The sequence below is a fragment of the Pseudomonas sp. IAC-BECa141 genome, assembly GCF_020544405.1.
In the GTDB taxonomy this organism is placed as follows: domain Bacteria; phylum Pseudomonadota; class Gammaproteobacteria; order Pseudomonadales; family Pseudomonadaceae; genus Aquipseudomonas.
Genome location: NZ_CP065410.1, coordinates 1,199,692 through 1,222,888, shown reverse-complemented (window position 1 = coordinate 1,222,888; position 23,197 = coordinate 1,199,692). Strand labels below are relative to the sequence as shown.

At 61.3% G+C, this 23,197-nt stretch carries 19 protein-coding genes and 1 pseudogene; 5 read left to right on the top strand and 15 right to left on the bottom strand.

The features are described from left to right. Positions 1 to 114: 114 nt before the first annotated feature. Positions 115 to 1,566: a transposase gene (locus tag I5961_RS05410; protein WP_227234574.1), complete on the top strand. Its 1,452-nt coding sequence runs from the start codon at positions 115 to 117 to the stop codon at positions 1,564 to 1,566. Positions 1,567 to 1,668: 102 nt separating this feature from the next. On the opposite strand, the gene I5961_RS05405 is transcribed toward I5961_RS05410, so the two are convergent. The 15 genes and pseudogenes from I5961_RS05405 to I5961_RS05335 all read right to left on the bottom strand — a co-directional run bounded on the left by I5961_RS05405 (position 1,669) and on the right by I5961_RS05335 (position 18,033). Further along, positions 1,669 to 1,998, bottom strand: coding sequence for a hypothetical protein (locus I5961_RS05405; protein WP_085697300.1), 330 nt, complete (start codon positions 1,996 to 1,998; stop codon positions 1,669 to 1,671). Beyond that, positions 1,995 to 2,909, bottom strand: a complete 915-nt coding sequence (locus tag I5961_RS05400; protein WP_085702561.1) for an alpha/beta hydrolase — start codon at positions 2,907 to 2,909, stop codon at positions 1,995 to 1,997. Before I5961_RS05400 ends, I5961_RS05405 begins: the two co-directional genes overlap by 4 nt. A gap of 147 nt (positions 2,910 to 3,056) precedes the next feature. Then, positions 3,057 to 4,334 (bottom strand): flavohemoglobin expression-modulating QEGLA motif protein, encoded by a 1,278-nt coding sequence (locus I5961_RS05395; RefSeq protein WP_085688808.1) that lies wholly within the window; start codon positions 4,332 to 4,334, stop codon positions 3,057 to 3,059. 33 nt (positions 4,335 to 4,367) lie between these two features. Continuing rightward, a complete protein-coding gene (locus I5961_RS05390; protein WP_085702560.1) occupies positions 4,368 to 4,922 on the bottom strand; it encodes a hypothetical protein in 555 nt (184 codons plus the stop codon). 69 nt (positions 4,923 to 4,991) lie between these two features. Continuing rightward, the gene (locus I5961_RS05385; protein ID WP_011332647.1) at positions 4,992 to 5,696 is read right to left on the bottom strand and encodes a TetR/AcrR family transcriptional regulator; all 705 of its coding nucleotides are present in this window, start codon (positions 5,694 to 5,696) and stop codon (positions 4,992 to 4,994) included. A gap of 118 nt (positions 5,697 to 5,814) precedes the next feature. Then, complete coding sequence (lysS, locus tag I5961_RS05380) at positions 5,815 to 7,314, bottom strand: lysine--tRNA ligase (protein WP_227234572.1); 1,500 nt, start codon at positions 7,312 to 7,314, stop codon at positions 5,815 to 5,817. A gap of 69 nt (positions 7,315 to 7,383) precedes the next feature. After that, a protein-coding gene (prfB, locus tag I5961_RS05375) for a peptide chain release factor 2 (RefSeq protein WP_139832565.1) occupies positions 7,384 to 8,479 on the bottom strand; the annotation gives its coding sequence in 2 pieces (ribosomal slippage) (positions 7,384 to 8,406 and positions 8,408 to 8,479; 1,095 coding nt in all). Positions 8,480 to 8,585: 106 nt separating this feature from the next. Beyond that, the gene (locus I5961_RS05370) at positions 8,586 to 9,587 is read right to left on the bottom strand and encodes a response regulator (protein ID WP_011332645.1); all 1,002 of its coding nucleotides are present in this window, start codon (positions 9,585 to 9,587) and stop codon (positions 8,586 to 8,588) included. Between the two features lie 48 nt (positions 9,588 to 9,635). Next, positions 9,636 to 10,646, bottom strand: coding sequence for a chemotaxis response regulator protein-glutamate methylesterase (locus tag I5961_RS05365; RefSeq protein WP_085697297.1), 1,011 nt, complete (start codon positions 10,644 to 10,646; stop codon positions 9,636 to 9,638). Next, complete coding sequence (locus I5961_RS05360) at positions 10,643 to 12,982, bottom strand: hybrid sensor histidine kinase/response regulator (RefSeq protein WP_227234570.1); 2,340 nt, start codon at positions 12,980 to 12,982, stop codon at positions 10,643 to 10,645. The genes I5961_RS05365 and I5961_RS05360 overlap by 4 nt, the downstream gene beginning before the upstream one ends. Beyond that, a complete protein-coding gene (locus I5961_RS05355; protein ID WP_085697295.1) occupies positions 12,939 to 13,622 on the bottom strand; it encodes a chemotaxis protein CheW in 684 nt (227 codons plus the stop codon). Before I5961_RS05355 ends, I5961_RS05360 begins: the two co-directional genes overlap by 44 nt. Next, positions 13,619 to 14,895: pseudogene (locus I5961_RS05350) on the bottom strand (CheR family methyltransferase). The gene I5961_RS05355 and the pseudogene I5961_RS05350 overlap by 4 nt, the downstream one beginning before the upstream one ends. Then, entirely contained in the window at positions 14,892 to 15,428 is a 537-nt protein-coding gene (locus I5961_RS05345; RefSeq protein ID WP_085697293.1) for a chemotaxis protein CheW, read from the bottom strand. Before I5961_RS05345 ends, I5961_RS05350 begins: the two are co-directional and overlap by 4 nt. Further along, positions 15,428 to 17,050, bottom strand: coding sequence for a methyl-accepting chemotaxis protein (locus I5961_RS05340; RefSeq protein WP_085697292.1), 1,623 nt, complete (start codon positions 17,048 to 17,050; stop codon positions 15,428 to 15,430). Before I5961_RS05340 ends, I5961_RS05345 begins: the two co-directional genes overlap by 1 nt. Positions 17,051 to 17,310: 260 nt before the next feature. Next, on the bottom strand, positions 17,311 to 18,033 hold the full coding sequence (locus I5961_RS05335) for a tellurite resistance TerB family protein (RefSeq protein WP_227234569.1): 723 nt from the start codon (positions 18,031 to 18,033) through the stop codon (positions 17,311 to 17,313). A 176-nt stretch (positions 18,034 to 18,209) separates the two neighbouring features. Between I5961_RS05335 and I5961_RS05330 the strand changes: the two genes are divergently transcribed. The 4 genes from I5961_RS05330 to I5961_RS05315 all read left to right on the top strand — a co-directional run bounded on the left by I5961_RS05330 (position 18,210) and on the right by I5961_RS05315 (position 23,197). Then, the gene (locus I5961_RS05330) at positions 18,210 to 19,124 is read left to right on the top strand and encodes a LysR family transcriptional regulator (protein WP_085697290.1); all 915 of its coding nucleotides are present in this window, start codon (positions 18,210 to 18,212) and stop codon (positions 19,122 to 19,124) included. Between the two features lie 99 nt (positions 19,125 to 19,223). Continuing rightward, positions 19,224 to 20,711, top strand: a complete 1,488-nt coding sequence (locus tag I5961_RS05325; protein ID WP_227234567.1) for a gamma-aminobutyraldehyde dehydrogenase — start codon at positions 19,224 to 19,226, stop codon at positions 20,709 to 20,711. Positions 20,712 to 20,793: 82 nt separating this feature from the next. Next, positions 20,794 to 21,945: a putative ABC transporter substrate-binding protein YdcS gene (gene ydcS / locus I5961_RS05320; protein ID WP_227234566.1), complete on the top strand. Its 1,152-nt coding sequence runs from the start codon at positions 20,794 to 20,796 to the stop codon at positions 21,943 to 21,945. Between the two features lie 214 nt (positions 21,946 to 22,159). Next, positions 22,160 to 23,197 carry an ABC transporter ATP-binding protein gene (locus I5961_RS05315; RefSeq protein WP_085702556.1) on the top strand — a complete coding sequence of 346 codons (1,038 nt, stop codon included), beginning with the start codon at positions 22,160 to 22,162 and terminating at the stop codon, positions 23,195 to 23,197.

The following is a 23,197-nucleotide window of genomic DNA, read 5'->3' as shown; positions in this document are numbered from 1 at the left end:
GCGGAGATTGACTACCACTCGTCTTGACCTGTCATTTATAACAGTAGGCGAAACAAATGAGTGCGCGTAACACTTTAGCTCCAAACCAAATGCTGGAAATCAAGGAGCGTTACCATGCGAACTCGGGCCTTTCTGACAACACTGTGTGCAGCCATGCTCGTTGCAGGCTGCGTAGCACCACCATCGAACGCCTCAACTGCAAATGATTTTGGGTATGACGAACGAGATTCCATCCCAAATGAGGTTCCATTGCCTGAACCGGAAGTCAATCAGCGTCCGGTAGTGGGAACCAAAACACTACTGGTCACCGTAACCCATTGGCAGGATGGCGACGCTCTGGATTTTCCATTGATCAGGCAACATACAGTTTCTACGGATCCCAACGCACTGCCGGCTTACATTCACGCAGCCTCGAACGGAAAGCTCACACTCACCGGACAGATCATTGAGCATACATCCGGCCCTCGCCCTGAACTATGCACATTCAAACCCGGAGACTCGGCACCAATGCCGATTAACCTGGCAGATTCAGAGGGGATAAAAGCCGCGCAGGCGCATGGACTGGACGCTAATAACTACGATTACCGCATCAGCGTAATTGACTGTGGCGGGTCAGCTTCAGCCTGGACACCCGGGAAATTCATTGGTGTATATGGACAATCGGGAGGCCCTCACGTTTACAAGCATGAATTCGGGCAAAATCTTGGATACAGCCATGGAAGCACCTACATCAAGTGCCCAAAACACGGCGATACCGTATTAGCCCCACTGGAAATGGCCCCCATTGAGTGTGCGGTGATTGGCTATGGCGACAGTGGTGACTCTGTCTCTGGAGGTGGAACCCTCTATCCCGCCAACAACCGGTGGTACTCGGGATGGCTGGACAGCTCACAGGTGGCAGTCATCGAACGCAGCGGCCTTTATCGCTTGGCAAAACTGGGCGATGCCGGACCTCAGCTTTATCTCATCAATCGACCTGAAACCACTCCGGCACAGTTGGCGTTGGAATACCGAAAACCCACTCCGTTCGACAATTTTCCTGCAACCGATAACCGGGTAAACGGCGTTTGGGTGAGATACACCACGATGGGGGGCACAGTATTAAACACCCAGCTCGATGGCACACCGGAAACAGCCACGACGGATGATCCGACATTACTCCCCGGCAAGACTCTAAGAGATCCAGGAGTAGGTATCACCGTTACAACATGTAGTGCAAATTCGCAGGGTGCGACAATTGCCGTCGCTGTAAATCATGAGACGGCGCCCAAATGCACATCACCACTTCCGTTACCCAAAATTACATCCCCGGCCTTAGAGGGGCCAGCTGCTCCAAATCCGATTAATTTCTCAGGGAAGGGTATTCCTGGCGCAACAACCAAGATTTCCTACCAAAAAAGCGGAGAAAATATCTCTCATGAACTAACAGTCATCGCTGATGCGCTGGGTAACTGGAAAACTAACTTCCCTCATTTATCAGCAGGGAAATATATTGCAGTTATATATCATCAGGTAAGCAGCACCTCTGCACCGCCAAGAATAGGATCTTTTGACGTAGCCCCTTGAGCTTCCAATTCGCCAACCGTTCTTCGTAAGCAGCATTGTAAAAACACGGGCGCCTCCTGATTTTTCATCTGAAAAAGGGAAGGCGCCCGTACAGACCCTGTTTTACTGCGCCAGCTTCTGCGGCGTCTCCTGCCCCATGCACCGCACGGCTTTCTTGCGGTCGTTGACCAGCACGCCAGTCAGCCCCTTTTGCTCGGTATCAAACAACACCAAGACCCCATCAATGCACTGCGCCACTTGCGCTGCTGGCTCCAGGGAAACTTTGTAGTCTTCGCCGGGAATGGTCTTGAGCATGGTGAATTCGTTGAGCAGCAACGCATCCTCGGGTTTGGCGAAGTGCAGGTAGCCATACCACCACAGGGCACCGACGGTGCCGAGGATGCTGCAGATACCGGTGATGATCAGCGGGATGGCGTTGCGTTCTTCAGTCATTGCGGACTCTCTGGTGGTTCGTCTTCAGAATTCGGAGGTGTCGGATAATTCGGGATCTCGCCGAGGCGGCGCAAGCCGTTGAAATGCTCGGGGTCGTCGAGGTAGCGCAGCATCACCTGGCGCCACACCGGGTCGCCGAAGGTCTGCACATGCCCGCCCCGGGTCAGCTGCAGCACGCGCGGTGGCGGCGCAGCTTGATACAGACGGATGCCGTTGGAAAGGGGCACCAGCGGGTCGTCGAGGCTGTGGAAGATCAGTTTCGGCACGCCGTTGAGCTGCGGCATGGCGTTGATCGCGCTGTCGCCATCCGGCACCAGCCACGACAGCGGCACCTGAAATGGCCAGGTCAGCCACGACGTGCTGAGGGCGTACTGGCCGACGCTGCGGTAACTGGCGGGCACACCGTCGAGCACCAAGGCCTTGAGCTGTTTTTGTCTTTCCGGATGTTGCACCAGCCAATGCACGGCCATCGCCCCGCCGAGGCTTTGGCCCAGCAGCACCAGCGGTTTGCCTTTGACTTCCGGCGCCTTGTCCAGCCAGGCGAAGGCGGCATCGATGTCCTGATAGATCGCCGGCAGGCTCGGCTCGCCTTCGGACAGGCCGTAACCGCGATAGTCCACCAGCAACACTTGATAGCCGTTTTTCGGCAGCCACCAACTCCCGCCCAAGTGCATCGGCAGGTTGCCGCCGTTGCCGTGCAGGTGCAGGACCGTGCCCTTGATCTCGACACCGGCTTTGGCCGGCAGCCACCAGGCATTCAGCTTGAGGCCGTCGGCGGTGGTCAGAGTGACGGTGCGGTATTCGAGTTTGGCCTTTTCCGGCGTGAAGATCTGGCCCGGCTCTGGATAGAACAGCAAGGAGCTGCAACCGCCGAGGGTCAAAAGCAGGCAAAGGATGCCGAGGATTCTCATCCGGTGAAACCTCGCAAAAACAGGGTGGGAATGCATTCCAATGTGGGAGCGAGCTTGCTCGCGAATGCTATCTAACATTTAACTCACGCGTTACCTGACACACCGCCTTCGCGAGCAAGCTCGCTCCCACAAAGAACATCATCGAGTTCAGAGGATATTCGAGTAGTCCGCCTCGATCCGGTCCAGGCTCAAGTGATTGAGGAAGTTGGAGAAGCACATCCACGCCGACAACGCGTTCATGTCGCGGAACTGGTCCGGCAGGTACTTGGGCGGCACCACCAGGCCTTCGTCCACCAGCTGACGCAGGGTTCGCATGTCCTCCAGCGTGGTCTTGCCGCAGAACAACAGCGGGATCTGCTCGAGCTTGCCCTTGCGCACGGCCAACTGAATGTAGTTGTAAACCATGATGAAGCCCTTGAGGTAGGACAAGTCTTTGGTGAATGGCAGACCGGTCGGCGTCGATCCACGGAAAACCCGACTGGCGTTGCCATAGCTTTCCGCCATTTCGAAGCCCTGCTCGCGGAAGAACTCGAAAATCTGCAGGAAGTCCGCGCCCTCCTCGACCATGTGGATGGCGCGGGTGCGGTTGGTCAGTTTGCGCAGGCGGCTCGGGTAGGAGGCGAAGGTGATGATTTCCATCAGGATCGCCAGGCCTTCCTGAGTCACTGTCGACGAGGGCGGGCCCTTGGACAGGAAGGTGCAGATCGGCTGGTTCAAACCGTTGAGCGTGGTGCCGACGTGCACCAGGCCTTCGTGGACTTCCAGCGCGCGCACGTCGCGGTCGTTGAACATCGCGTCGGTGCGGATCTTGATGTAGTCGGCGCCCGCCGCCGCATCGGCGACGATCCCGTCGGACTCGAACACGCGGATGGTTTCCTCGGCCTCACCGAACACCTTGTTCAGCCGGGTTTGCAGCAGGTGCACGGCGTCCTTGGCGGTGAGGACCTTCGGTTCGTCCTTCAGGTCGCCACGACCGTCGATGTTGTTCAGGTAGTCGGACATCATCAGGCCGAGGTCGGCCAGCGTGGGGTCACCGGCGTGGAACGCATCCGACGCGGCGCCGTACAGTTCCTGGGAAATCAGGCCGAAGTCCTCGGTGCCGCGCGCTTCGAGCATGCGCACCACCATCCGGTATTCCTTGCACATGCGGCGCATGATCTGGCCGACCGGGTTGAACTGACCGAGCTGACGGGTGATGTCGCGCTCGATGTTCTGGAATTCCAGCTTGACCCTGCTTGAGTCGAAGGACAGCGGCCGGTTGAGGTAGTAGTCGCGATCCACCGCCGGCAATTCCTTGCCCTTGGCCTTGAGGAAACCCTTGCGAATGTTCTCGTCCCACTTGACCGCGTCGAGCACACGGATCGGCGTCTGCGCCAGCACAATGCGATCGGACAACGTGCGTATCGTCTGCTGGTAATCGTCCACCCGAAACTCCTGTAGAAAACGTGACGTACTGGATTATTTGGCTTTGGCCTGATGCTGATAGCGCGCCGCTTCGACGAAAACGTCGGAATTGGCCGGGTCGTCGAGGTAAGCAAAGACCTTTTCAAGCGGACTGTCGACCTGCACGCCCTCGCCGTCATCGGTCTGAAAGCCCTGGCCGTCGAGGGTTTTCTGGGCGATGGCCTGATTGATCTGCTCAAGGTCGAGGTTGTAGATCACCAGCTCGCGCTTGTCGGTGATCTCGAAACCGGCAATGGTGAAGTGCCCGCCGTATTGCGCCGGCACCTTCGCCGACAGGTACCAGCGGTTGCCATGGCGCGACACCGTGAACGGATAGGCTTCACGCTCGCGGGGTCTGGCCTTGAAGTACGCAACCGCCTGATAGCGATCGTTGCCCAGGCGCGTCAGCTCCAGATTCATCGGCTCGCCCCAGGCATTGGTGCTCGACCATTGGCCGAGCAGGCCCTTGGGCGCTGGTTCACTGGCGGGCAGCGGATCCTTGAAGGTCACCAGACATCCACTGAGCAACAGGAACGACAAGGCGATCAGCACGCCACGCCAGGCTTTCATTCGACACTCCCTAGACCCGAACTCACCAGCGAACCTGTGAGAGCGAGCTTGCTCCCACAGGGGATTGCGTTACACCGACGCGAGTACCAGGTGCATATAGCGCGTCAGAATGCCGAGCATGTCCTCTTCGGCCAAAGGCTCGGCGTCGTTGAGCAGGCCCTGATATTCCATCCGTCCGATAATCGCCGTCAACACCTTGGCGTCCTGCTGCGGCTCGCGCGAGCCCAATACCTGGAACAACTGGCAGGTGCCCTGCAGCAGAATCTGCTGATGGGAACGCACAAGCTCCGCCAGACGCGGGTTCAGCAATGCTTCTTGGCGGAACGCCTGTTCCGCCATCAAATGCTCGCGACGGTTGACCAGTTGCCGATGCACGTAGTCGGCCATCAACCGGGCGATATCGTCAGCCAGTTGCGAGCGCGACTCCGGGCTGCCGTCACCGCTGACCACCATTTCGCGCAGCAGGCCTTCGTTGTTGATCCACAGCTTGGCCATGTAGGCCGCGCTGCGTTCGACGTATTGGGCGAAGGTATCGGTGAGCAGGTCATCGATGTCCTTGAAGTAATACGTGGTGGCCGACAGCGGCACTCCGGCCTCGGCCGCCACCGCACGGTGACGCACGGCGCGTACGCCGTCGCGTACGACAATGCGCATCGCCGCATCGAGAATGTCCTGTCGACGCTGTTCACTGCCCTGCCGGCTGGCCTTGCGGCCCTGGTACTGAACACTTTCAGCGACCGCAGTGGCGATTCCCGCTGCACCCTCTTGAGCCATTGCACCGATCACGACAGGCATACCTCTGTTGTTTTCTTCAAAATTAACCATTTGATACGTTTGTACCAGACAGGCAATAAAAAGCCGCCCATTTCAGGCGGCTTTTTTATTGAAACAATTACGCTTGCGGCCGCATGTGCGGGAACAGGATCACGTCGCGGATCGACGGGGAGTTGGTCAGCAGCATCACCAGACGGTCGATGCCGATACCTTCACCGGCCGTTGGCGGCATGCCGTACTCTAGCGCGCGAACGAAGTCGGCGTCGTAGTGCATGGCTTCGTCGTCGCCGGCGTCCTTGTCGGCCACCTGCGCCATGAAACGCTCGGCCTGGTCTTCCGCGTCGTTGAGCTCGGAGTAGGCGTTGGCGATTTCACGGCCACCGATGAACAGCTCGAAACGGTCGGTGACGTTCGGGTTGTCGTCGTTGCGACGGGCCAGCGGCGAGACTTCGAACGGGTACTGGGTAATGAAGTGCGGCTGCTCGAGCTTGTGCTCGACCAGCTCTTCGAAAATCATCACCTGCAGCTTGCCCAGACCTTCGAAGCCCAGCACCTTGGCGCCGGCCTTCTTGGCGATTTCACGCGCCTTGTCGATGTCGTTCAGGTCATCGGCGGTCAGCTCGGGGTTGTACTTGAGGATCGAGTCGAACACCGACAGGCGCACGAACGGCTCGCCGAAGTGGAACACCTTGTCGCCGTATGGCACATCGGTGCTGCCCAGAACCAGCTGCGCCAGCTCGCGGAACAGTTCTTCGGTCAGGTCCATGTTGTCTTCATAGTCGGCGTAAGCCTGGTAGAACTCCAACATGGTGAATTCAGGGTTGTGACGAGTCGAAACGCCTTCGTTACGGAAGTTGCGGTTGATCTCGAACACTTTTTCGAAGCCACCGACCACCAGACGCTTGAGGTACAGCTCTGGCGCGATACGCAGGAACATTTCCATGTCCAGCGCGTTGTGGTGGGTTTCGAACGGCTTGGCCGCGGCGCCGCCAGGAATGGTCTGCAGCATCGGCGTTTCGACTTCGAGGAAGTCGCGCTTCATCAGGAAGCTGCGGATGTGCGCGATCACTTGCGAACGGACGCGGAAGGTCTGACGCACGTCTTCGTTGACGATCAGGTCAACGTAGCGCTGACGGTAGCGCTGTTCGGTGTCGGTCAGGCCGTGGTGCTTGTCCGGCAGCGGGCGCAGGGATTTGGTCAGCAGGCGCACGCTGGTCATCTCGACGTACAGGTCGCCCTTGCCGGAACGGGCCAGGGTGCCTTCGGCGGCGATGATATCGCCCATGTCCCAGGTTTTCACCGCGGCCAGGGTTTCTTCAGACAAGGTTTTGCGGTTGACGTAGACCTGGATGCGACCGGTCATGTCCTGGATCACCATGAACGAGCCACGGTTGAGCATGATGCGACCTGCAACCTTGACCGGGATCGCAGCCTCTGCCAGCTCTTCCTTGGTCTTGTCCGCGTACTGCTTTTGCAACGCATCGCAGTAGTTGTCGCGGCGGAAGTCGTTCGGGAAGGCATTGCCCTTGGCGCGCTCGGCAGCAAGCTTTTCCTTGCGCAGGGCGATCAGGGAGTTTTCTTCCTGTTGCAGGGCCTGGTCGAGTTGTTGGTCGCTCATGTCTTTAAATATTCCATCACAGGTTCGTTGCCCCCGCCGGTGACGGGGGACTTGAGGTCGGGTGAAAGCTTACAGGCCCGATTTCAGGCTGGCTTCCAGGTATTCGTCGATGTCGCCGTCGAGCACCTTGTCGCAGTCGCTGCGTTCGATGTTGGTACGCAGATCCTTGATCCGCGAGGCATCGAGCACGTACGAACGGATCTGGTGACCCCAGCCGATGTCCGACTTGGTGTCTTCCAGCGCCTGGGACGCGGCGGTGCGCTTCTGCATTTCCTGCTCGTACAACTTGGCCCGCAGCATTTTCATGGCGGTGTCCTTGTTGGCGTGCTGGGAACGTTCGTTCTGGCAGCTCACCACGGTGTTGGTCGGTACGTGGGTGATACGTACGGCCGAGTCGGTGGTGTTTACGTGCTGACCACCGGCACCGGAGGAACGATAGGTGTCGATCCGCAGGTCTGCCGGGTTGATTTCGATTTCCACCTTGTCGTCGATCTCTGGCGAGACGAAAACCGCGGAAAACGAGGTGTGGCGACGGTTGCCGGAGTCGAACGGGCTCTTGCGCACCAGACGGTGCACGCCGATTTCGGTACGCAGCCAGCCGAAGGCGTATTCGCCCTTGATGTGCACGGTGGCGCCTTTGATCCCGGCGACTTCACCGGCCGACAGCTCCATGATGGTCGCGTCGAAACCGCGTTTATCGGCCCAGCGCAGGTACATGCGCAGCAGGATGTTGGCCCAGTCCTGGGCTTCGGTGCCGCCGGAACCGGCCTGGATGTCCAGGTAGGCGTTGTTCGGGTCCATCTCGCCGCTGAACATGCGACGGAATTCCAGTTTGGCCAGGGACTCTTCGAGACCCTGGAGCACTTCGACGACGTCATTCACGGCGCCTTCGTCGTTCTCTTCAACGGCCATGTCGAGCAGCTCGCGGGAATCGGCCAGGCCGGTGGCCAGCTCGTCCAGGGTGTCGACGATCTGCGCCAGCGTCGAGCGCTCGCGGCCCAGTTCCTGGGCGTATTCAGGTTTGTTCCAGACTGCAGGATCTTCAAGCTCGCGATTGACTTCGATCAGACGCTCATGCTTTTGATCGTAGTCAAAGATACCCCCGAATAGATTCGGAGCGCTCGGACAGGTCCTTGATGGTGTTCAGGATCGGGTTGATTTCCATGACGGGCAGCACTCGTTGGCGAACTTTTGAAAGCCGGCGAGTATAACGTAATCACGCTGTCACGGCAGCCCGTCTGGCGGCTCTTGAGGCGAATGAACTCAATGGTTCATTCGATCCCCACCTGATTGCGCCCGTTGTTCTTGGCCAGGTACAGGCCGCGATCCGCCGCCGAGATCAGCAACCGGCAGTCGCTGCCCGACTCCGGCACCATGGTCGCCAGACCGATGCTGATGGTCAGGCTCGAGCCTTCGGCCGGGGCATTGTGCGGAATTTTCAGCGCCGCAACCGTCTGGCGCAGCTTCTCCGCCACCAGTCGCGCCCCGCCCGGCGAGGTGTTGGGCAGCACCAACGCAAATTCTTCGCCGCCATAACGCGCCGGCAGATCGGACGGCCGGGCACTGGCCTCGCGAATCGCCGTGGCGACCTTGCGCAGCGCTTCGTCGCCCTCGACATGGCCGAAGGTGTCGTTGTAAGACTTGAAGTAATCGACGTCGATCATCAGCAGCGACAACTGGCTCTGGTCACGCAGCGAGCGGCGCCATTCCAGTTCCAGGTATTCGTCGAAGTGCCGACGGTTGGACAGCCCGGTCAGGCCGTCGGAGTTCATCAGGCGCTGCAACACCAGGTTGGTGTCGAGCAATTGCTGCTGACTGACCCGCAATGCGCGGTAGGCCGCGTCCCGTTGCAGCAATGTCATGTAGGAGCGCGAGTGATAGCGGATACGCGCCACCAGCTCGATGTTGTCCGGCAGTTTCACCAGGTAATCGTTGGCCCCGGCGGAGAACGCCGCACTTTTGATCAGCGGGTCTTCCTTGGTCGACAGGACGATGATCGGAATGTCCTTGGTCGCCGGGTGATTGCGGTATTCGCGCACCAGACTCAGGCCGTCGAGGCCGGGCATCACCAGATCCTGGAGGATCACGGTCGGCTTGATTCGCACCGCGTGGGCCACAGCAAGATGCGGGTCGGAGCAGAAGTGGAAGTCGATGTTCTCTTCGTTCGACAGCCCACGGCGCACGGCTTCGCCGATCATCGCCTGATCGTCCACCAACAACACCATGGCGGCGTTCTCGTCGGTTTTGATGTCATCGATCTGTAAGTCATTCATGGGCGGTCACCTGAGTGCTGCGGGGGCCAGGATTGCGGACGAACATGTTCATTTGGGGAAAATCTCCAGCAATCGTGGCGCTATCTTTTCCAGTGGACGGATTTCTACGGCCGCGTCGATGGCTGCGGCAGCCTTGGGCATGCCGTACACCGCACTACTTTGCTGATCCTGCGCGATGGTCAGATAACCCTGTTGGCGCATGAGCTTAAGCCCTTGAGCCCCGTCGCGTCCCATCCCTGTCAATAAAACCCCTACTGCGTCACCGTTCCAGTAGTTGGCGACGCTTTCGAAAAACACGTCGATCGAGGGGCGATAGATCTCGTTGACCGGCTCGGCGGTGTAGGCCAGCGTGCCGTTCTTGAGCAAACGAATATGGTGGTTGGTGCCGGCCAGCAGCACTGCGCCGGCCTGCGGCGGTTCGCCTTCGCGGGCCAGACGCACGTCCAGGCCGCTGGCGCTGGCCAGCCATTCGGCCATGCCGGCGGCGAACACCTGATCGACATGCTGCACCAGCACGATGGCCGCCGAAAAGTGGCGCGGCAGGCCTTTGAGCAGGACTTCCAGCGCCGCCGGGCCACCGGCCGAGGAGCCGATTGCCACCAGTCGCTGGCGCGAGGCGGTACTGCGTGGGGTCGCAGGTGCGGGACGCGCGCGGGCGGTTTTCTCGCCGATCAGCCAGCCGATGTTGAGGATCTTGCGCAGCAGCGGCGCCGCCGCTTCCTGAGGGTTGCCGCCGCCGATGGCCGGGGTGTCGACCACGTCCAGCGCGCCGTGGCCCATGGCTTCAAACACCCGGTGCACGTTCTGCTGGCGGTCCACGGTGACGATAACGATCGCGCAAGGGCTCTCGGCCATGATCCGGCGGGTGGCCTCGACCCCATCCATCACCGGCATGATCAGGTCCATCAGGATCAGGTCGGGAGTGTTTTGCGCGCACAGGCGCACCGCTTCGGCGCCGTTGCCGGCGACCCACACCACCTGATGCGCCGGTTCGAAGGCCAGTGCGCGGCGCAGGGCCTCCACCGCCAAAGGCATGTCGTTGACAATTGCGATCTTCATGCCCGCGCTCCTCCGATGAGCTCAACCACCGCGTCGAGCAAGGCGTCGTCATGAAAACTGGCCTTGGCCAGATAATAGTCGGCGCCGGCGTCCAGTCCACGGCGGCGGTCTTCCTCGCGATCCTTGTAGGAAACAACCATCACCGGCAGCGATTGCAGACGGTTGTCCCGGCGCAGCAGCGAGACCAGTTCGATGCCGTCCATGCGCGGCATGTCGATGTCGGTGATCAGCAGATCGAAATCCTCTGAGCGCAGGGCGTTCCAGCCGTCCATGCCATCCACCGCAACGGCCACCTCGTAGCCGCGATTGAGCAGCAGCTTGCGTTGCAGTTCGCGCACGGTCAGCGAGTCATCGACCACCAGAATCCGCTTGCGCGCGGCTTCTGCGGCCTGATTGCCGTGGCGTGCGATGCGCTCCAGACGCCCGGTGTTGAGCAGTTTGTCCACCGAACGCAGCATGTCTTCGACGTCGACAATCAGCACCACCGAGCCATCGTCGAGCAAGGCCCCGGCGGAAATGTCCTGCACCTTGCCCAGCCGCTCGTCCAGCGGCAGCACCACCAGCGTGCGCTCGCCGATGAAGCGTTCGACCGCCACGCCGTAGATCGCATCGCGCTCGCGGATCACCACGACTTTCAAGGTGTCGCCGCTGTTCTGGCTGGCCGGACGCTGCAATAACTGACTGGCCGCAACCAGCCCGACATGTCGACCTTCGTGCCAGAAATGCTGGCGGCCTTCGACCTGCACAATGTCGTCCGGCGCCAGATCGCACATGCGTTCGATGTGCGCCAGCGGGAAGGCGTAGGCCTCGTCGCCGACTTCCACCACCAGGCTGCGCACCACCGACAGGGTCAGCGGCACTTCCAGATGGAAGCGACTGCCCTCGCCCGCCGTCTGCTCCAGCACCACCGCGCCGCGCAACTGGCGGACCATGTGCTGAACGGCATCGAGGCCGACGCCGCGACCGGACACTTCGGTGACCTTGTCTCGCAGGCTGAAGCCCGGCAGAAACAGGAAGGTCAGCAGTTCTTCTTCACTCAACTGAGCGGCGGTTTCCGCTGGAGACAACTGGCGTTCGACGATGCTGCGGCGGACTTTTTCCAGATCCACGCCGTTGCCGTCGTCGCTCAATTCCAGCACCAGCAGACCGGCCTGATGCGAGGCGCGCAGACGAATCAGCCCTTCCTCGGACTTGCCTTTGAGCAGGCGCTCCTGCGGAGTTTCAATGCCGTGATCGACTGCATTGCGCAGCAGGTGCGTCAGCGGTGCTTCGAGTTTTTCCAGTACATCGCGATCGACCTGAGTCTTCTCACCCTCGATTTCCAACCGCACCTGTTTACCGAGGCTGCGACCGAGGTCGCGGACCATCCGCACCTGCCCCGACAACACATCGGCGAATGGCCGCATGCGGCAGGCCAGGGCGGTGTCGTACAGCACTTGTGCGCGCTGACTGGCTTGCCAGGCAAACTCGTCGAGCTCGGCGTTTTTCTCTGCCAGCAACTGCTGGGATTCGGCGAGCAAACGGCGCGCGTCTTCCAGTGCCTCTTGAGCTTCAAGGCTCAGGGCATGTTCCTTGAGATGAACGTTGAGACTTTCCAGCGCCCGCAGGCCGTTGTTCTGCATGCGCTTGAGGCGCTGCATGGTGGCCAGGTGCGGTTTGAGGCGCTGGGTTTCCACGAGGGATTTGCTCGACAGATCGAGCAGGCTGTTCAAGCGTTCGGCGGTGACCCGCAGCACCCGCTCGCCGCCCTCAGTGGTGCGTTTGCTCTTGCGCGGCGCGGGCGCAGGCTCCGGCTCGGCCACCTCGGCGGGGATTACAACGGGCGCGGGCTCAGCCACCGGCGGTGGCTGAATCTGCAACTCGGCCATCGGTGGCGCACTTGGAACCGCAGGGACCACTGCCGGCGCCGTCGGATCGAGCAACCCGCCCATCAATGCCACGTAAGCCTCGATGTCCGCCGGTTGCGGGCCGTTGGCCGGTGTAGCAATGCGCATCAACAAATCGGTGCCCTGCAACAGCGCGTCGATATGTTCCGGGCGCAGGAACAACCGTCCCTCCTGGGCGCTGACCAGACAATCTTCCATCACGTGGGCGACGCTGACGCCGCTGTCGATGCCGACGATCCGCGCCGCGCCTTTCAACGAGTGCGCCGCGCGCATGCACGATTCGAGCTGATCGGCCTGAGTAGGGTTGCGCTCAAGCGCCAGTAGCCCGGCGCTGAGCACCTGGGTCTGGGCTTCGGCTTCGAGGCTGAACAGCTCGAGCAGGGAGGCGTCGCGCATTTGCTCGGGGTCATGTGAGGCTCCGGGAGACGGCGGACAACAGCTGTTCTTCATCCAGCCAACGCAGACTGCGACCTTTGAAAGGCAGCACGCCTCGGGTGTATTTGGCGCTGGCCTGTGCGCCGGACCGCGACGCGGCGTCGAGGATGCGCTCGTCGATGGCGTGAATCCCGTCGACTTCGTCCACCGGCACCACCACCGGCCCGCCCTGGGCCGCGATGATCAGCATGCGCGGCATGATCCGCGCGCCGGTCGCCGGGGCCGCATTGCTGTCGAGGTCGAGCAGTTCGACCAGCGACAGGCACGCCACCAGCGCACCGCGCACGTTCGCCACACCGAGCAAGGCCCGGGAGCGCTGGTGCGGCAGCGAGTGAATCGCCTGCAACGGCGCGACCTCCACCAGACTGCGGGTGGCCAGGCCGAGCCATTCTTCGCCAAGGCGGAACATCAGCAGCGAACGGGTCTTCAGCTCGGTTTCAACCTGGGTCGCCACCGGATCGCGCTCGTCCTGCTGCAACGCATAGCGGTCGAGCAGGCGCGTGGCGGCGGCGGAATACACCGAGCAATTGCGGCAATGGATGTGCTCGTCCAGCAGCGGACAGGACTTGTCGCCGTGAATGCCGATGCGGTTCCAGCAATCGTCGATGGCCCGGGCGTCTTCGTGGGTGACATTCAAGGTGTCGGACGGGATCATCGTTTACGCTCACTGTCGGCGGTGCGGTCGCTGCGGGCGGCACGCTCCTGCAATCGTCTGGCGCCGGCCGTGTCGCCCTGGGCCTGCAGCAGCGCGGCCAGGTGCATCAGGGCTTCAGGGTGTTGCGGTTCGAGGTACAGCGCCTTGCGGTAAAAACCCTGGGCTTCGAGGGCGCTGCCGGCGACGTCGCTCAGCAGGCCGAGCCAGTAAAACACCTGGGCCACCGGCTCGTGGCTGCGCAAATACTGTTCGCATGCGGCACGGGCGTCGGCGCTTTTGCCTTCGTTGGCCAGGGCGGCGATGTTGGCCAGCAGCGTTGCGGCGTCGGGATTGTTGCTTTTAGCCGTCGCGGGCAAAGGCGTCACGCCCGCAAACGGGCGGTTACGCACCGGCGGCGGTGGCGTGCTGCGTACCGGTTGGCGCACAGGCAACGGCACGGGAATCGCGGTCGGCATCGACAACGGTTCGGGTTGTGGATCGCTGTGACGGCTGAAGGCAAACGACTGCGGGATCCCGATCGATCGCATGCCCAACCGCCCGAGCAGACTGCCCTCGGCCGGGCCGATAAACAGCACGCCATCAACATGGGTCAGGCGCTTGAGCACCGCGAATACCTGCTGCTGGGTCGGCTGATCGAAATAGATCAGCAGGTTGCGGCAGAACACGAAATCGAACGGCGGCTCGTTGACCAGCAATGACGGATCGAGCACGTTGCCGACATGCAGGCGTACCTGCTCGCGGACGATTTCATTCACCCGATAGCCCTCGTTCTCGGCAAAAAATGCCGCTCGCGAAAGTCCAGTTCCTGACCGCGAAACGAGTTCTTGCCGTACAGCGCCCGCCGCGCCTTGTCCACCGACAAGGGGCTGACGTCCATGCCATCGACCTTGAACTGATGGGGCTTGAGGCCGGCATCGAGCAAAGCCATGGCAATCGAATAGGGTTCTTCACCGGTGGAACACGGCAGGCTGAGGATGCGCAGCGCGCGCATGTTGTTCAGCTCACCCAGGCGTTTGCGCGCCAGTTTGCCCAGTGTGGCGAAGGATTCCGGGTAACGGAAAAACCAGGTTTCGGGGACGATTACCGCTTCGATCAACGCCTGCTGTTCATCCCGAGAGCCTAGCAAGGTCTGCCAGTACTCATTGGCATTCACCGTTTGCGACAGGGTGATGCGCTGGCGTACAGCCCGCTCGATGATCGCCGGGCCGACCGAGGCGACGTCAAGGCCGATGCGTTCCTTGAGGAAATCGAAGAAGCGCTGGTCGCTGCTCATGGCTGCTCCTCAAGCTGCGCCGGATCCAGCGGCGGCGACGGGAACAGCAGCGTGCGCACCGACTCGTCCAGCAAGTCGTTGACCCGCACCCACTGCACCAGCCCTTGCGCGTCTTCACGCACCGGACCCAGGTACGGCGCCTGACGATTGTCGAGGCCGTACGGCTGAAAATCATCCGGGTTGCAACGCAAGGTGTCGGTGGCCTGTTCGAGGATCAGGCCCAGCCAGTGCGACGGCTGCGATTCATCCGCGCGGTAATGCACCAGCACCAGCCGTGTGCTGGTGCGCGCTTGCGCAGGATGGCCGAACGTCAGGGCACTGAGGTCGATCACCGGCACCACCGTGCCGCGATAGGCGAACACCCCTGCCACCCAGTGCGGGGCCCGGGCAATCGGCTTCAACGGCAGGCGCGGCAGCACTTCGGCTACTTCCGTGGCGCGCAAGGCGTAGCGTTCGCTGCCGATGCGAAACAGCAGGAACAGCGCCTGCTTCGCCACCGGTGCAGCGCTGCGTTTGGCGGTGATTTCGCTCATCAGACTTTGAATCGCGAAACGCCGCTGCGCAGGCCCACGGCCACCTGGCTCAGTTCGTCGATGGCGAAACTGGCCTGACGCAACGACTCGACCGTCTGGCTGCTGGCATCCCCCAGTTGCACCAGCGCATGGTTGATCTGTTCGGCGCCGGTGGCCTGGGCCTGCATGCCTTCGTTGACCATCAACACCCGCGGCGCCAGCGCCTGCACCTGATGGATGATCTGCGACAGCTGCTCGCCGACCTGCTGCACTTCGGCCATGCCGCGACGCACTTCCTCGGAGAACTTGTCCATGCCCATCACCCCGGCGGACACCGCCGACTGGATCTCGCGGACCATCTGTTCGATGTCGTAAGTCGCGACAGCGGTCTGGTCCGCCAGACGCCGCACTTCGGTGGCGACCACGGCAAAACCGCGACCGTATTCGCCGGCCTTCTCCGCTTCGATCGCAGCGTTCAGGGACAGCAGGTTGGTCTGGTCGGCGACCTTGACGATGGTCACCACCACCTGATTGATGTTGCCGGCCTTCTCGTTGAGGATCGCCAGTTTGGCGTTCACCAGATCTGCCGCGCCCATCACCGAGTGCATGGTGTCTTCCATGCGTGCCAGGCCTTGCTGCCCGGAGCCGGCCAGCACCGAGGCCTGATCGGCGGCGGTGGAGACTTCGGTCATGGTGCGCACCAGGTCGCGGGAGGTCGCCGCGATCTCGCGCGACGTTGCGCCGATTTCAGTGGTGGTCGCGGCGGTTTCGGTGGCAGTGGCCTGCTGTTGTTTGGAGGTGGCGGCAATTTCGGTCACCGACGTGGTGACCTGCACCGACGAGCGCTGGGCCTGGGACACCAGCGAAGTGAGCTCGGTCATCATGTCGTTGAAGCCGGTTTCCACTGCGCCGAACTCGTCCTTGCGCTCGAGATTCAAGCGGCTGCTCAGGTCGCCGGTGCGCATGATGTCGAGGATCTGCACGATGCGGTTCATCGGCGCCATGATTGCGCGCATCAGCAACAGACCGCAGAGGCCGGCAGCCAGCACAGCAACCAGCAGCGAGACGAACATGCTGACTTTGGCCGCTGCCACAGCCTCGTCGATGTTGGCCATGGCCTGGTCGGCGACTCGCTTGTTCTCGCCGATGATGTCGTTGAGTTTCATCCGGCCCGAGTACCAGGTCGGTGTCAGTTGCTCGTTGAACAGTTTGACGGCTTCGGCTTCAAGATTGCGTTTGTGCAGATCAAGCACGGCGTCCTGAATCTTCATGTAGGAGTCGTGATACTTCTCGAACGCTGCGAATTCGAGCTTGTCCTCGTCCGTAACGACCGTGTTGCGGTAATTGGCCATCTGCTCCTGAAGTCGGGATTCGAAAGCCTTGTAATCGGCCGCATCTTCACTGCTGATGCCCTGCCCTTCCTTGAGCCCCAACAGTTCCTGGGTCTGCAGATAACTGTCGACCCACGCGCCACGAATCATCGAGCTGTAATAGACGCCGGGAATCGCGTCGTCACGGACGCTGTTTTCACTGGCTTCGATCTTCAACAACCGTGAATACGAGACGACCACCATCAACAGCATGATGGCGATAATCACCGCAAAGCTCGCCAAAATGCGTTGGCGCAACGTCCAGTTCTTCACAGTCAGTCCTCAGGGCCAGATCGAAATTGCGGGGGAGTATAGCTGAGGGCGGTGTTTCATTTATAAGACGGTTTGCCGCGCTCAGGCCTTCCGGTAGTCAACGGGGTGGGCTCTGGACAGGGACTTTCAAGGAATCGGAGGGTGGCGTGCCAGTGACGCAATGGCAAAAAGGGGCGATGGATTGGTCATTTCAGCTGCTGCAACGAAAGAACCCGCCATCCTGTGCGGGATTGCGGGTTCTGATATCGCTGACACCAGTTTTACTGGGTAGCTACGCGAACCTGCTTCTCAAGCTCCACCTTCAACCCCGGCTCCAGCTTCAACTGCCGCGCCAGTTCATCCAGATAGCTCTTTTCCATGAAGTTCCCCTCGTCCACCAGCATCACGCTCGCCACGTACATCTCGGCGGCCATCTCCGGTGTGCTCGCTGCACGGGCGACGTCGGTGGGGTCGAGGGGTTTGTTGAGTTCGGCGTGGAGCCAGTGCTTGAGATCCTGATCGTTGTCGAGTCTGGTGAATTCGCCTTCGATCAGTTGGCGTTCGCGGTCGTCGATGTGGCCGTCGGCCTTGGCGGCGGCGACCAGGGCTTTGAGGATGGCCTGGCTGTGTTGTTCGACTTGCGCCGGTGGCAGGCGATCGACGGTTTGCGGTTCGTTTTGTGGAGCGGTGCCTTTCTGGGCGTTCCAGTTGCCGTAGGCTTTGTAGGCGATTACGCCCAGTGCGGCGAGGCCGCCGTAGAGGGCGACTTTACCGCCAACCTTGCGGGCCTTTTTGCTGCCCAGCAGCAGGCCCATGGCGCCGGCCGCCAGGGCACCGCCGCCTGCGCCTGAGAGCAAACCGCCGAGTGCGCCATTACCGGAAGATCCGCCCAGCAAGCCGCCCAAGCCACCGGCAGCCGGTTTGTTCTGCGCCCCGCCCGCCTTGTTCTGCAGCAGATCCTGGCCGGACTTGAGGAGTTGATCGAGCAATCCACGGGTGTTCATGTTCCGTCTCCAAACTGGTTTTATCCGGATCAATAAGGCCCTCAGCCTAGTTCGAAAGTGCCCGTCACTCGGGTGCGAGTGTGCTTCCAGATGTTGCCTGGCCCGGAGCAGCCATTCGCGAAAATAGATATACACTCGGGGCAATCTATAAAAACCGCCCACCGGGTAAAACGTCCATGATGACCTTGCGTCAGATCCGCCATTTCATCGCCGTGGCCGAGACCGGCTCGATCTCCGCCGCCGCGCAAACCGCATTCATTTCCCAATCGACCCTGACCCTGGCCATCCAGCAACTGGAGGAAGAAATCGGGGTCAGTCTGTTCAACCGCCACGCCAAGGGCATGACCCTTACCCATCAGGGCCACCAGTTCCTGCGCCAGGCGCACTTGATTCTGGCCACCGTGGACAACGCCAAACGCAGCCTGCAACAAAGCACCGATCAGGTCGCAGGGCAGTTGATTGTCGGCGTGACCAGCCTGGTGGCCGGTTATTACCTGGCGGATTTGCTCACTCGTTTCCAGCGCGCCTATCCCAACGTCGAGATACGGGTGATGGAGGACGAACGGCCGTACATCGAGCATCTGCTGGTCAGCGGCGAGATCGATGTCGGTGTGCTGATTCTCTCCAACCTCGAAGACCGCCACGCCTTGCAGACCGAAGTACTGACCCACTCGCCGCACCGTTTGTGGCTGCCGGCCCAGCATCCGCTGCTGGAACACGACAGCATCAACCTCGCCGATGTTGCCCGGGAGCCGTTGATTCAGCTGAACGTCGACGAGATGGATCGCAATGCCCAACGCCTGTGGCGCGGCGCCGGGCTGCAACCGAAGATCACCCTCAGAACCGCGTCCACCGAGGCAGTGCGAAGTCTGGTGGCGGCGGGTCTCGGCGTTTCGATCCAGCCGGACATGACCTACCGCCCATGGTCGCTGGAAGGCGACATCATCGAGGCCCGGCCGATTGCCGACCTCAGCCAGACCCTCGACGTCGGTCTGGCCTGGCGTCGCGGCACTGCGCGCCCCTCGCTGGTCGATCCGTTTCTGACCGTGGCCCGCGAGCAGCCTCACGGTGGACGCAAGCCATCTATTTAATCGAATGCCACCTTCAGTATTTAGAATTTGTCGACCCCGGAGCCGCGCACTAGTCTTGCTGCATCGATAAGACGGTCGGCTCCCGGAACAGGGAGCAACATGGCCATACAAGAAAAGAGATCACGGAAAATGGCTGGCGCGCAGACCCACATGCACACCGCGTTGCTGATCGACGGCGAACTGGTCACCGGCCAGGGTTTTGTCGAACCGATCCTCAACCCGGCCACCGGCGAAGTCCTGACCCAGATCGCCGAAGCCAGCACCGAGCAAGTTGAAGCCGCCATCCTCGCCGCCCACCGCGCCTTTGCCGAGTGGTCGCGCACCACCCCGCAACAACGCTCGAATCTCCTGCTGGAAATCGCCAACGCCGTCGAAAAACACGCCGACCACCTCGCCCGCCTCGAAGCACTGAACTGCGGCAAGCCGCTGCATCTGGCGCGGCAGGATGATTTGACCGCGACCGTCGATGTGTTCCGCTTCTTCGCCGGCGCCGTACGCTGCCAGACCGGCCAGCTCAGCGGCGAATACGTGCCGGGCTACACCAGCATGGTGCGTCGCGATCCGATTGGCGTCGTCGCGTCGATTGCGCCGTGGAACTACCCGATCATGATGGCCGCGTGGAAAATCGCCCCGGCCCTCGCCGCCGGCAATACGCTGGTGTTCAAGCCGTCCGAGCACACGCCGCTGTCGATCCTGGCGCTGGCTCCGGCACTGGCCGAAATCCTGCCGCGCGGGGTGATCAACATCGTCTGCGGCGGTGGAGAAGGCGTTGGCAGTCATCTGGTCGGGCATCCGAAAGTGCGCATGGTGTCGCTCACCGGCGATATCGTCACCGGCCAGAAAATCCTCCAGGCCGCCGCCAAAACCCTCAAACGCACGCACCTCGAACTCGGCGGCAAGGCTCCGGTAATCGTCTGCAACGATGCCGACATTAAAGCCGTGGTCGAAGGCGTGCGCACTTATGGTTATTACAACGCCGGGCAGGATTGCACGGCGGCTTGCCGGATCTACGCCCAGGCCGGGATTCACGACAAATTGGTGGCCGAACTTGGCGCGGCGGTCAGCAGCCTGCGTTTCGCCGGCAAGCGTGACGCCGACAACGAAATCGGCCCGCTGATCAGCACGCGCCAGCGCGACCGCGTGGCCAGCTTCGTCGAACGCGCCCTCGGTCAGCCGCACATCGAGCGGGTCACAGGCGCAGCGGTGCATTCGGGTGCCGGGTTCTTCTATCAACCCACCCTGCTGGCCGGTTGCAAACAGAGCGATGAAATCGTCCAGCGCGAAGTGTTCGGCCCGGTGGTGACCGTGACCCGCTTCGACGAACTGACGCAAGCGGTGGACTGGGCCAACGACTCGGAATACGGCCTCGCCTCGTCGGTGTGGACCCAGAACCTGGACAAGGCGATGCAGGTCGCCGCGCGCCTGCAATACGGCTGCACCTGGATCAACAGCCATTTCATGCTGGTCAGCGAAATGCCCCACGGCGGCCTGAAACGCTCCGGTTACGGCAAAGACTTATCCAGCGATTCGCTACAGGACTACAGCGTGGTGCGGCACATCATGGCCCGCCACGGCCAGCATCTCTGACTACGCTAATAACAAGCCGCTGACGGCATGCTTCACCGCGTTCACAACTGCCCCGACCATAATTTAAAGAAGAGGGTTCACCATGTTCGTGCACAAGACCGCACTGCTCAGTGCAATCACCATGGCCCTGCTGGCCAGCGCCAGCCTGCAGGCCGCCGAGCCGCTGAAAGCCGTCGGCGCCGGCGAAGGCCAGCTCGATATCGTCGCCTGGCCCGGCTACATCGAACGCGGTGAAAGCGACAAGGCCTACGACTGGGTGACCGGTTTCGAGAAGGAAACCGGCTGCAAGGTCAATGTGAAAACCGCCGCCACCTCCGACGAAATGGTCAGCCTGATGGCCAAGGGCGGTTACGACCTGGTGACCGCGTCAGGCGATGCATCGCTGCGGTTGATCGTCGGCAAGCGTGTGCAGCCGATCAACACCGCGTTGATCCCTAACTGGAAATCCCTCGACCCGCGCCTGAAAGACGCGCCGTGGTACGTGGTCAACAACCAGACCTACGGCACCCCGTACCAGTGGGGCCCGAACGTGTTGATGTACAACACCAACGTGTTCAAGACCGCGCCGACCAGCTGGAACGTGGTGTTCGAGGAACAGAACCTGCCCGACGGCAAGCCGAACAAGGGTCGCGTGCAAGCCTACGACGGCCCGATCTACATCGCCGACGCGGCGCTTTATCTGAAATCGACCAAGCCTGAGCTGGGGATCAAGGATCCGTATCAACTCACCGAAGATCAGTACAAGGCAGTTCTGGAACTGTTGCGCGCGCAGCAGAAGCTGATCCACCGCTACTGGCACGACACCACGGTGCAGATGAGCGACTTCAAGAACGAAGGCGTGGTGGCGTCCAGCGCCTGGCCGTATCAGGTCAACGGCCTGATCAACGACAAACAGCCGATCGCTTCGACCGTGCCGAAAGAAGGCGCCACCGGCTGGGCCGACACCACCATGCTGCACACCGAGGCCAAGCACCCGAACTGCGCGTACAAGTGGATGGACTGGTCGCTGCAACCGAAAGTCCAGGGTGATGTAGCGGCGTGGTTTGGTTCGTTGCCAGCGGTTCCGGCGGCGTGTCAGGGCAGTGAGTTGCTCGGCGCTGAAGGCTGCAAGACCAACGGGTTTGACCAGTTCGACAAAATCGCTTTCTGGAAAACTCCGCAGGCCGAGGGTGGGAAGTTTGTGCCGTACAGCCGGTGGACGCAGGACTACATTGCGATCATGGGCGGTAGGTAATCGATCTTTCCTGTGGGAGCGAGCTTGCTCGCGAAGTGGGTATCACATCCAACATTGCAGGTGACTGACCCACCGTCTTCGCGAGCAAGCTCGCTCCCACATGAGATCACCGCCAATACCGCGATCTCACCTGGCAACAGATAACCGTTGTTCGTTTTTCAGAAGTCCAGGCAGGGCCGCTGCGACGGCCCTCGCCTATTTGGAGCACCGCACCATGACGCTTGCAGTCCAGTTCACCAACGTTTCCCGGCAGTTCGGCGAAGTGAAGGCCGTTGACCGGGTTTCCATCGATATCCAGGACGGCGAGTTCTTTTCCATGCTCGGCCCCTCCGGCTCGGGCAAGACCACGTGCCTGCGCCTGATCGCCGGGTTCGAGCAACCGAGCGCGGGCTCGATCCGCATTCACGGCGCCGAAGCCGCCGGTCTGCCGCCCTATCAGCGCGACGTCAACACGGTGTTTCAGGATTACGCACTGTTCCCGCACATGAACGTGCTGGATAACGTGGCCTACGGCCTGAAGGTCAAAGGCGTCAGCAAAACCGAGCGCCATAAACGCGCCGAAGAAGCCTTGGACATGGTCGCCCTCGGCGGCTACGGCGCGCGCAAACCGGTGCAGTTGTCCGGCGGTCAGCGCCAGCGCGTCGCCCTCGCCCGCGCGTTGGTCAATCGCCCGCGAGTGCTGTTGCTCGACGAGCCGTTGGGCGCTCTCGACTTGAAGCTGCGCGAACAGATGCAGAGCGAACTGAAAAAGCTGCAACGCCAGCTCGGCATCACTTTCATCTTCGTCACCCACGATCAGACTGAAGCGCTGTCGATGTCCGACCGCGTGGCCGTGTTCAACAAGGGTCGCATCGAACAGGTCGACACGCCGCGCACTCTGTACATGAAACCGACCACCACGTTCGTCGCCGAATTCGTCGGCACTTCGAACGTGATTCGCGGTGATCTGGCGCGCCAGCTCAGCGGCCATCCGCAGCCGTTTTCGATCCGCCCGGAACATGTGCGTTTCGCCGAAGGCCCGCTGGCCAGCCATGAAATCGAAGTCAGTGGCCTGCTCCACGACATCCAGTATCAGGGCAGCGCCACGCGCTACGAGCTGAAACTGGAAAACGGCCAGACCCTGAGCATCAGTCAGGCCAACAATCAGTGGATCGACAGCAGCGCGCAGCACCAGACCGGTCAGCGCATCAGCGCACGCTGGGCGCGGGAAGCGATGATCGCGCTGCACGACACCGTTGCGAGCGAGGTGTGA

Excerpts from the sequence above, each read along its gene's own strand:
- I5961_RS05410 (WP_227234574.1), top strand. The coding sequence starts at position 115 with ATGCGAACTCGGGCCTTTCTGACAACACTGTGTGCAGCCATGCTCGTT.
- I5961_RS05405 (WP_085697300.1), bottom strand. The coding sequence starts at position 1,998 with ATGACTGAAGAACGCAACGCCATCCCGCTGATCATCACCGGTATCTGC.
- I5961_RS05400 (WP_085702561.1), bottom strand. The coding sequence starts at position 2,909 with ATGAGAATCCTCGGCATCCTTTGCCTGCTTTTGACCCTCGGCGGTTGC.
- I5961_RS05390 (WP_085702560.1), bottom strand. The coding sequence starts at position 4,922 with ATGAAAGCCTGGCGTGGCGTGCTGATCGCCTTGTCGTTCCTGTTGCTC.
- I5961_RS05385 (WP_011332647.1), bottom strand. The coding sequence starts at position 5,696 with ATGGCTCAAGAGGGTGCAGCGGGAATCGCCACTGCGGTCGCTGAAAGT.
- lysS (WP_227234572.1), bottom strand. The coding sequence starts at position 7,314 with ATGAGCGACCAACAACTCGACCAGGCCCTGCAACAGGAAGAAAACTCC.
- I5961_RS05370 (WP_011332645.1), bottom strand. The coding sequence starts at position 9,587 with ATGAATGACTTACAGATCGATGACATCAAAACCGACGAGAACGCCGCC.
- I5961_RS05365 (WP_085697297.1), bottom strand. The coding sequence starts at position 10,646 with ATGAAGATCGCAATTGTCAACGACATGCCTTTGGCGGTGGAGGCCCTG.
- I5961_RS05360 (WP_227234570.1), bottom strand. The coding sequence starts at position 12,982 with ATGAAGAACAGCTGTTGTCCGCCGTCTCCCGGAGCCTCACATGACCCC.
- I5961_RS05355 (WP_085697295.1), bottom strand. The coding sequence starts at position 13,622 with ATGATCCCGTCCGACACCTTGAATGTCACCCACGAAGACGCCCGGGCC.
- I5961_RS05345 (WP_085697293.1), bottom strand. The coding sequence starts at position 15,428 with ATGAGCGAAATCACCGCCAAACGCAGCGCTGCACCGGTGGCGAAGCAG.
- I5961_RS05335 (WP_227234569.1), bottom strand. The coding sequence starts at position 18,033 with ATGAACACCCGTGGATTGCTCGATCAACTCCTCAAGTCCGGCCAGGAT.
- I5961_RS05330 (WP_085697290.1), top strand. The coding sequence starts at position 18,210 with ATGATGACCTTGCGTCAGATCCGCCATTTCATCGCCGTGGCCGAGACC.
- I5961_RS05325 (WP_227234567.1), top strand. The coding sequence starts at position 19,224 with ATGGCCATACAAGAAAAGAGATCACGGAAAATGGCTGGCGCGCAGACC.
- ydcS (WP_227234566.1), top strand. The coding sequence starts at position 20,794 with ATGTTCGTGCACAAGACCGCACTGCTCAGTGCAATCACCATGGCCCTG.
- I5961_RS05315 (WP_085702556.1), top strand. The coding sequence starts at position 22,160 with ATGACGCTTGCAGTCCAGTTCACCAACGTTTCCCGGCAGTTCGGCGAA.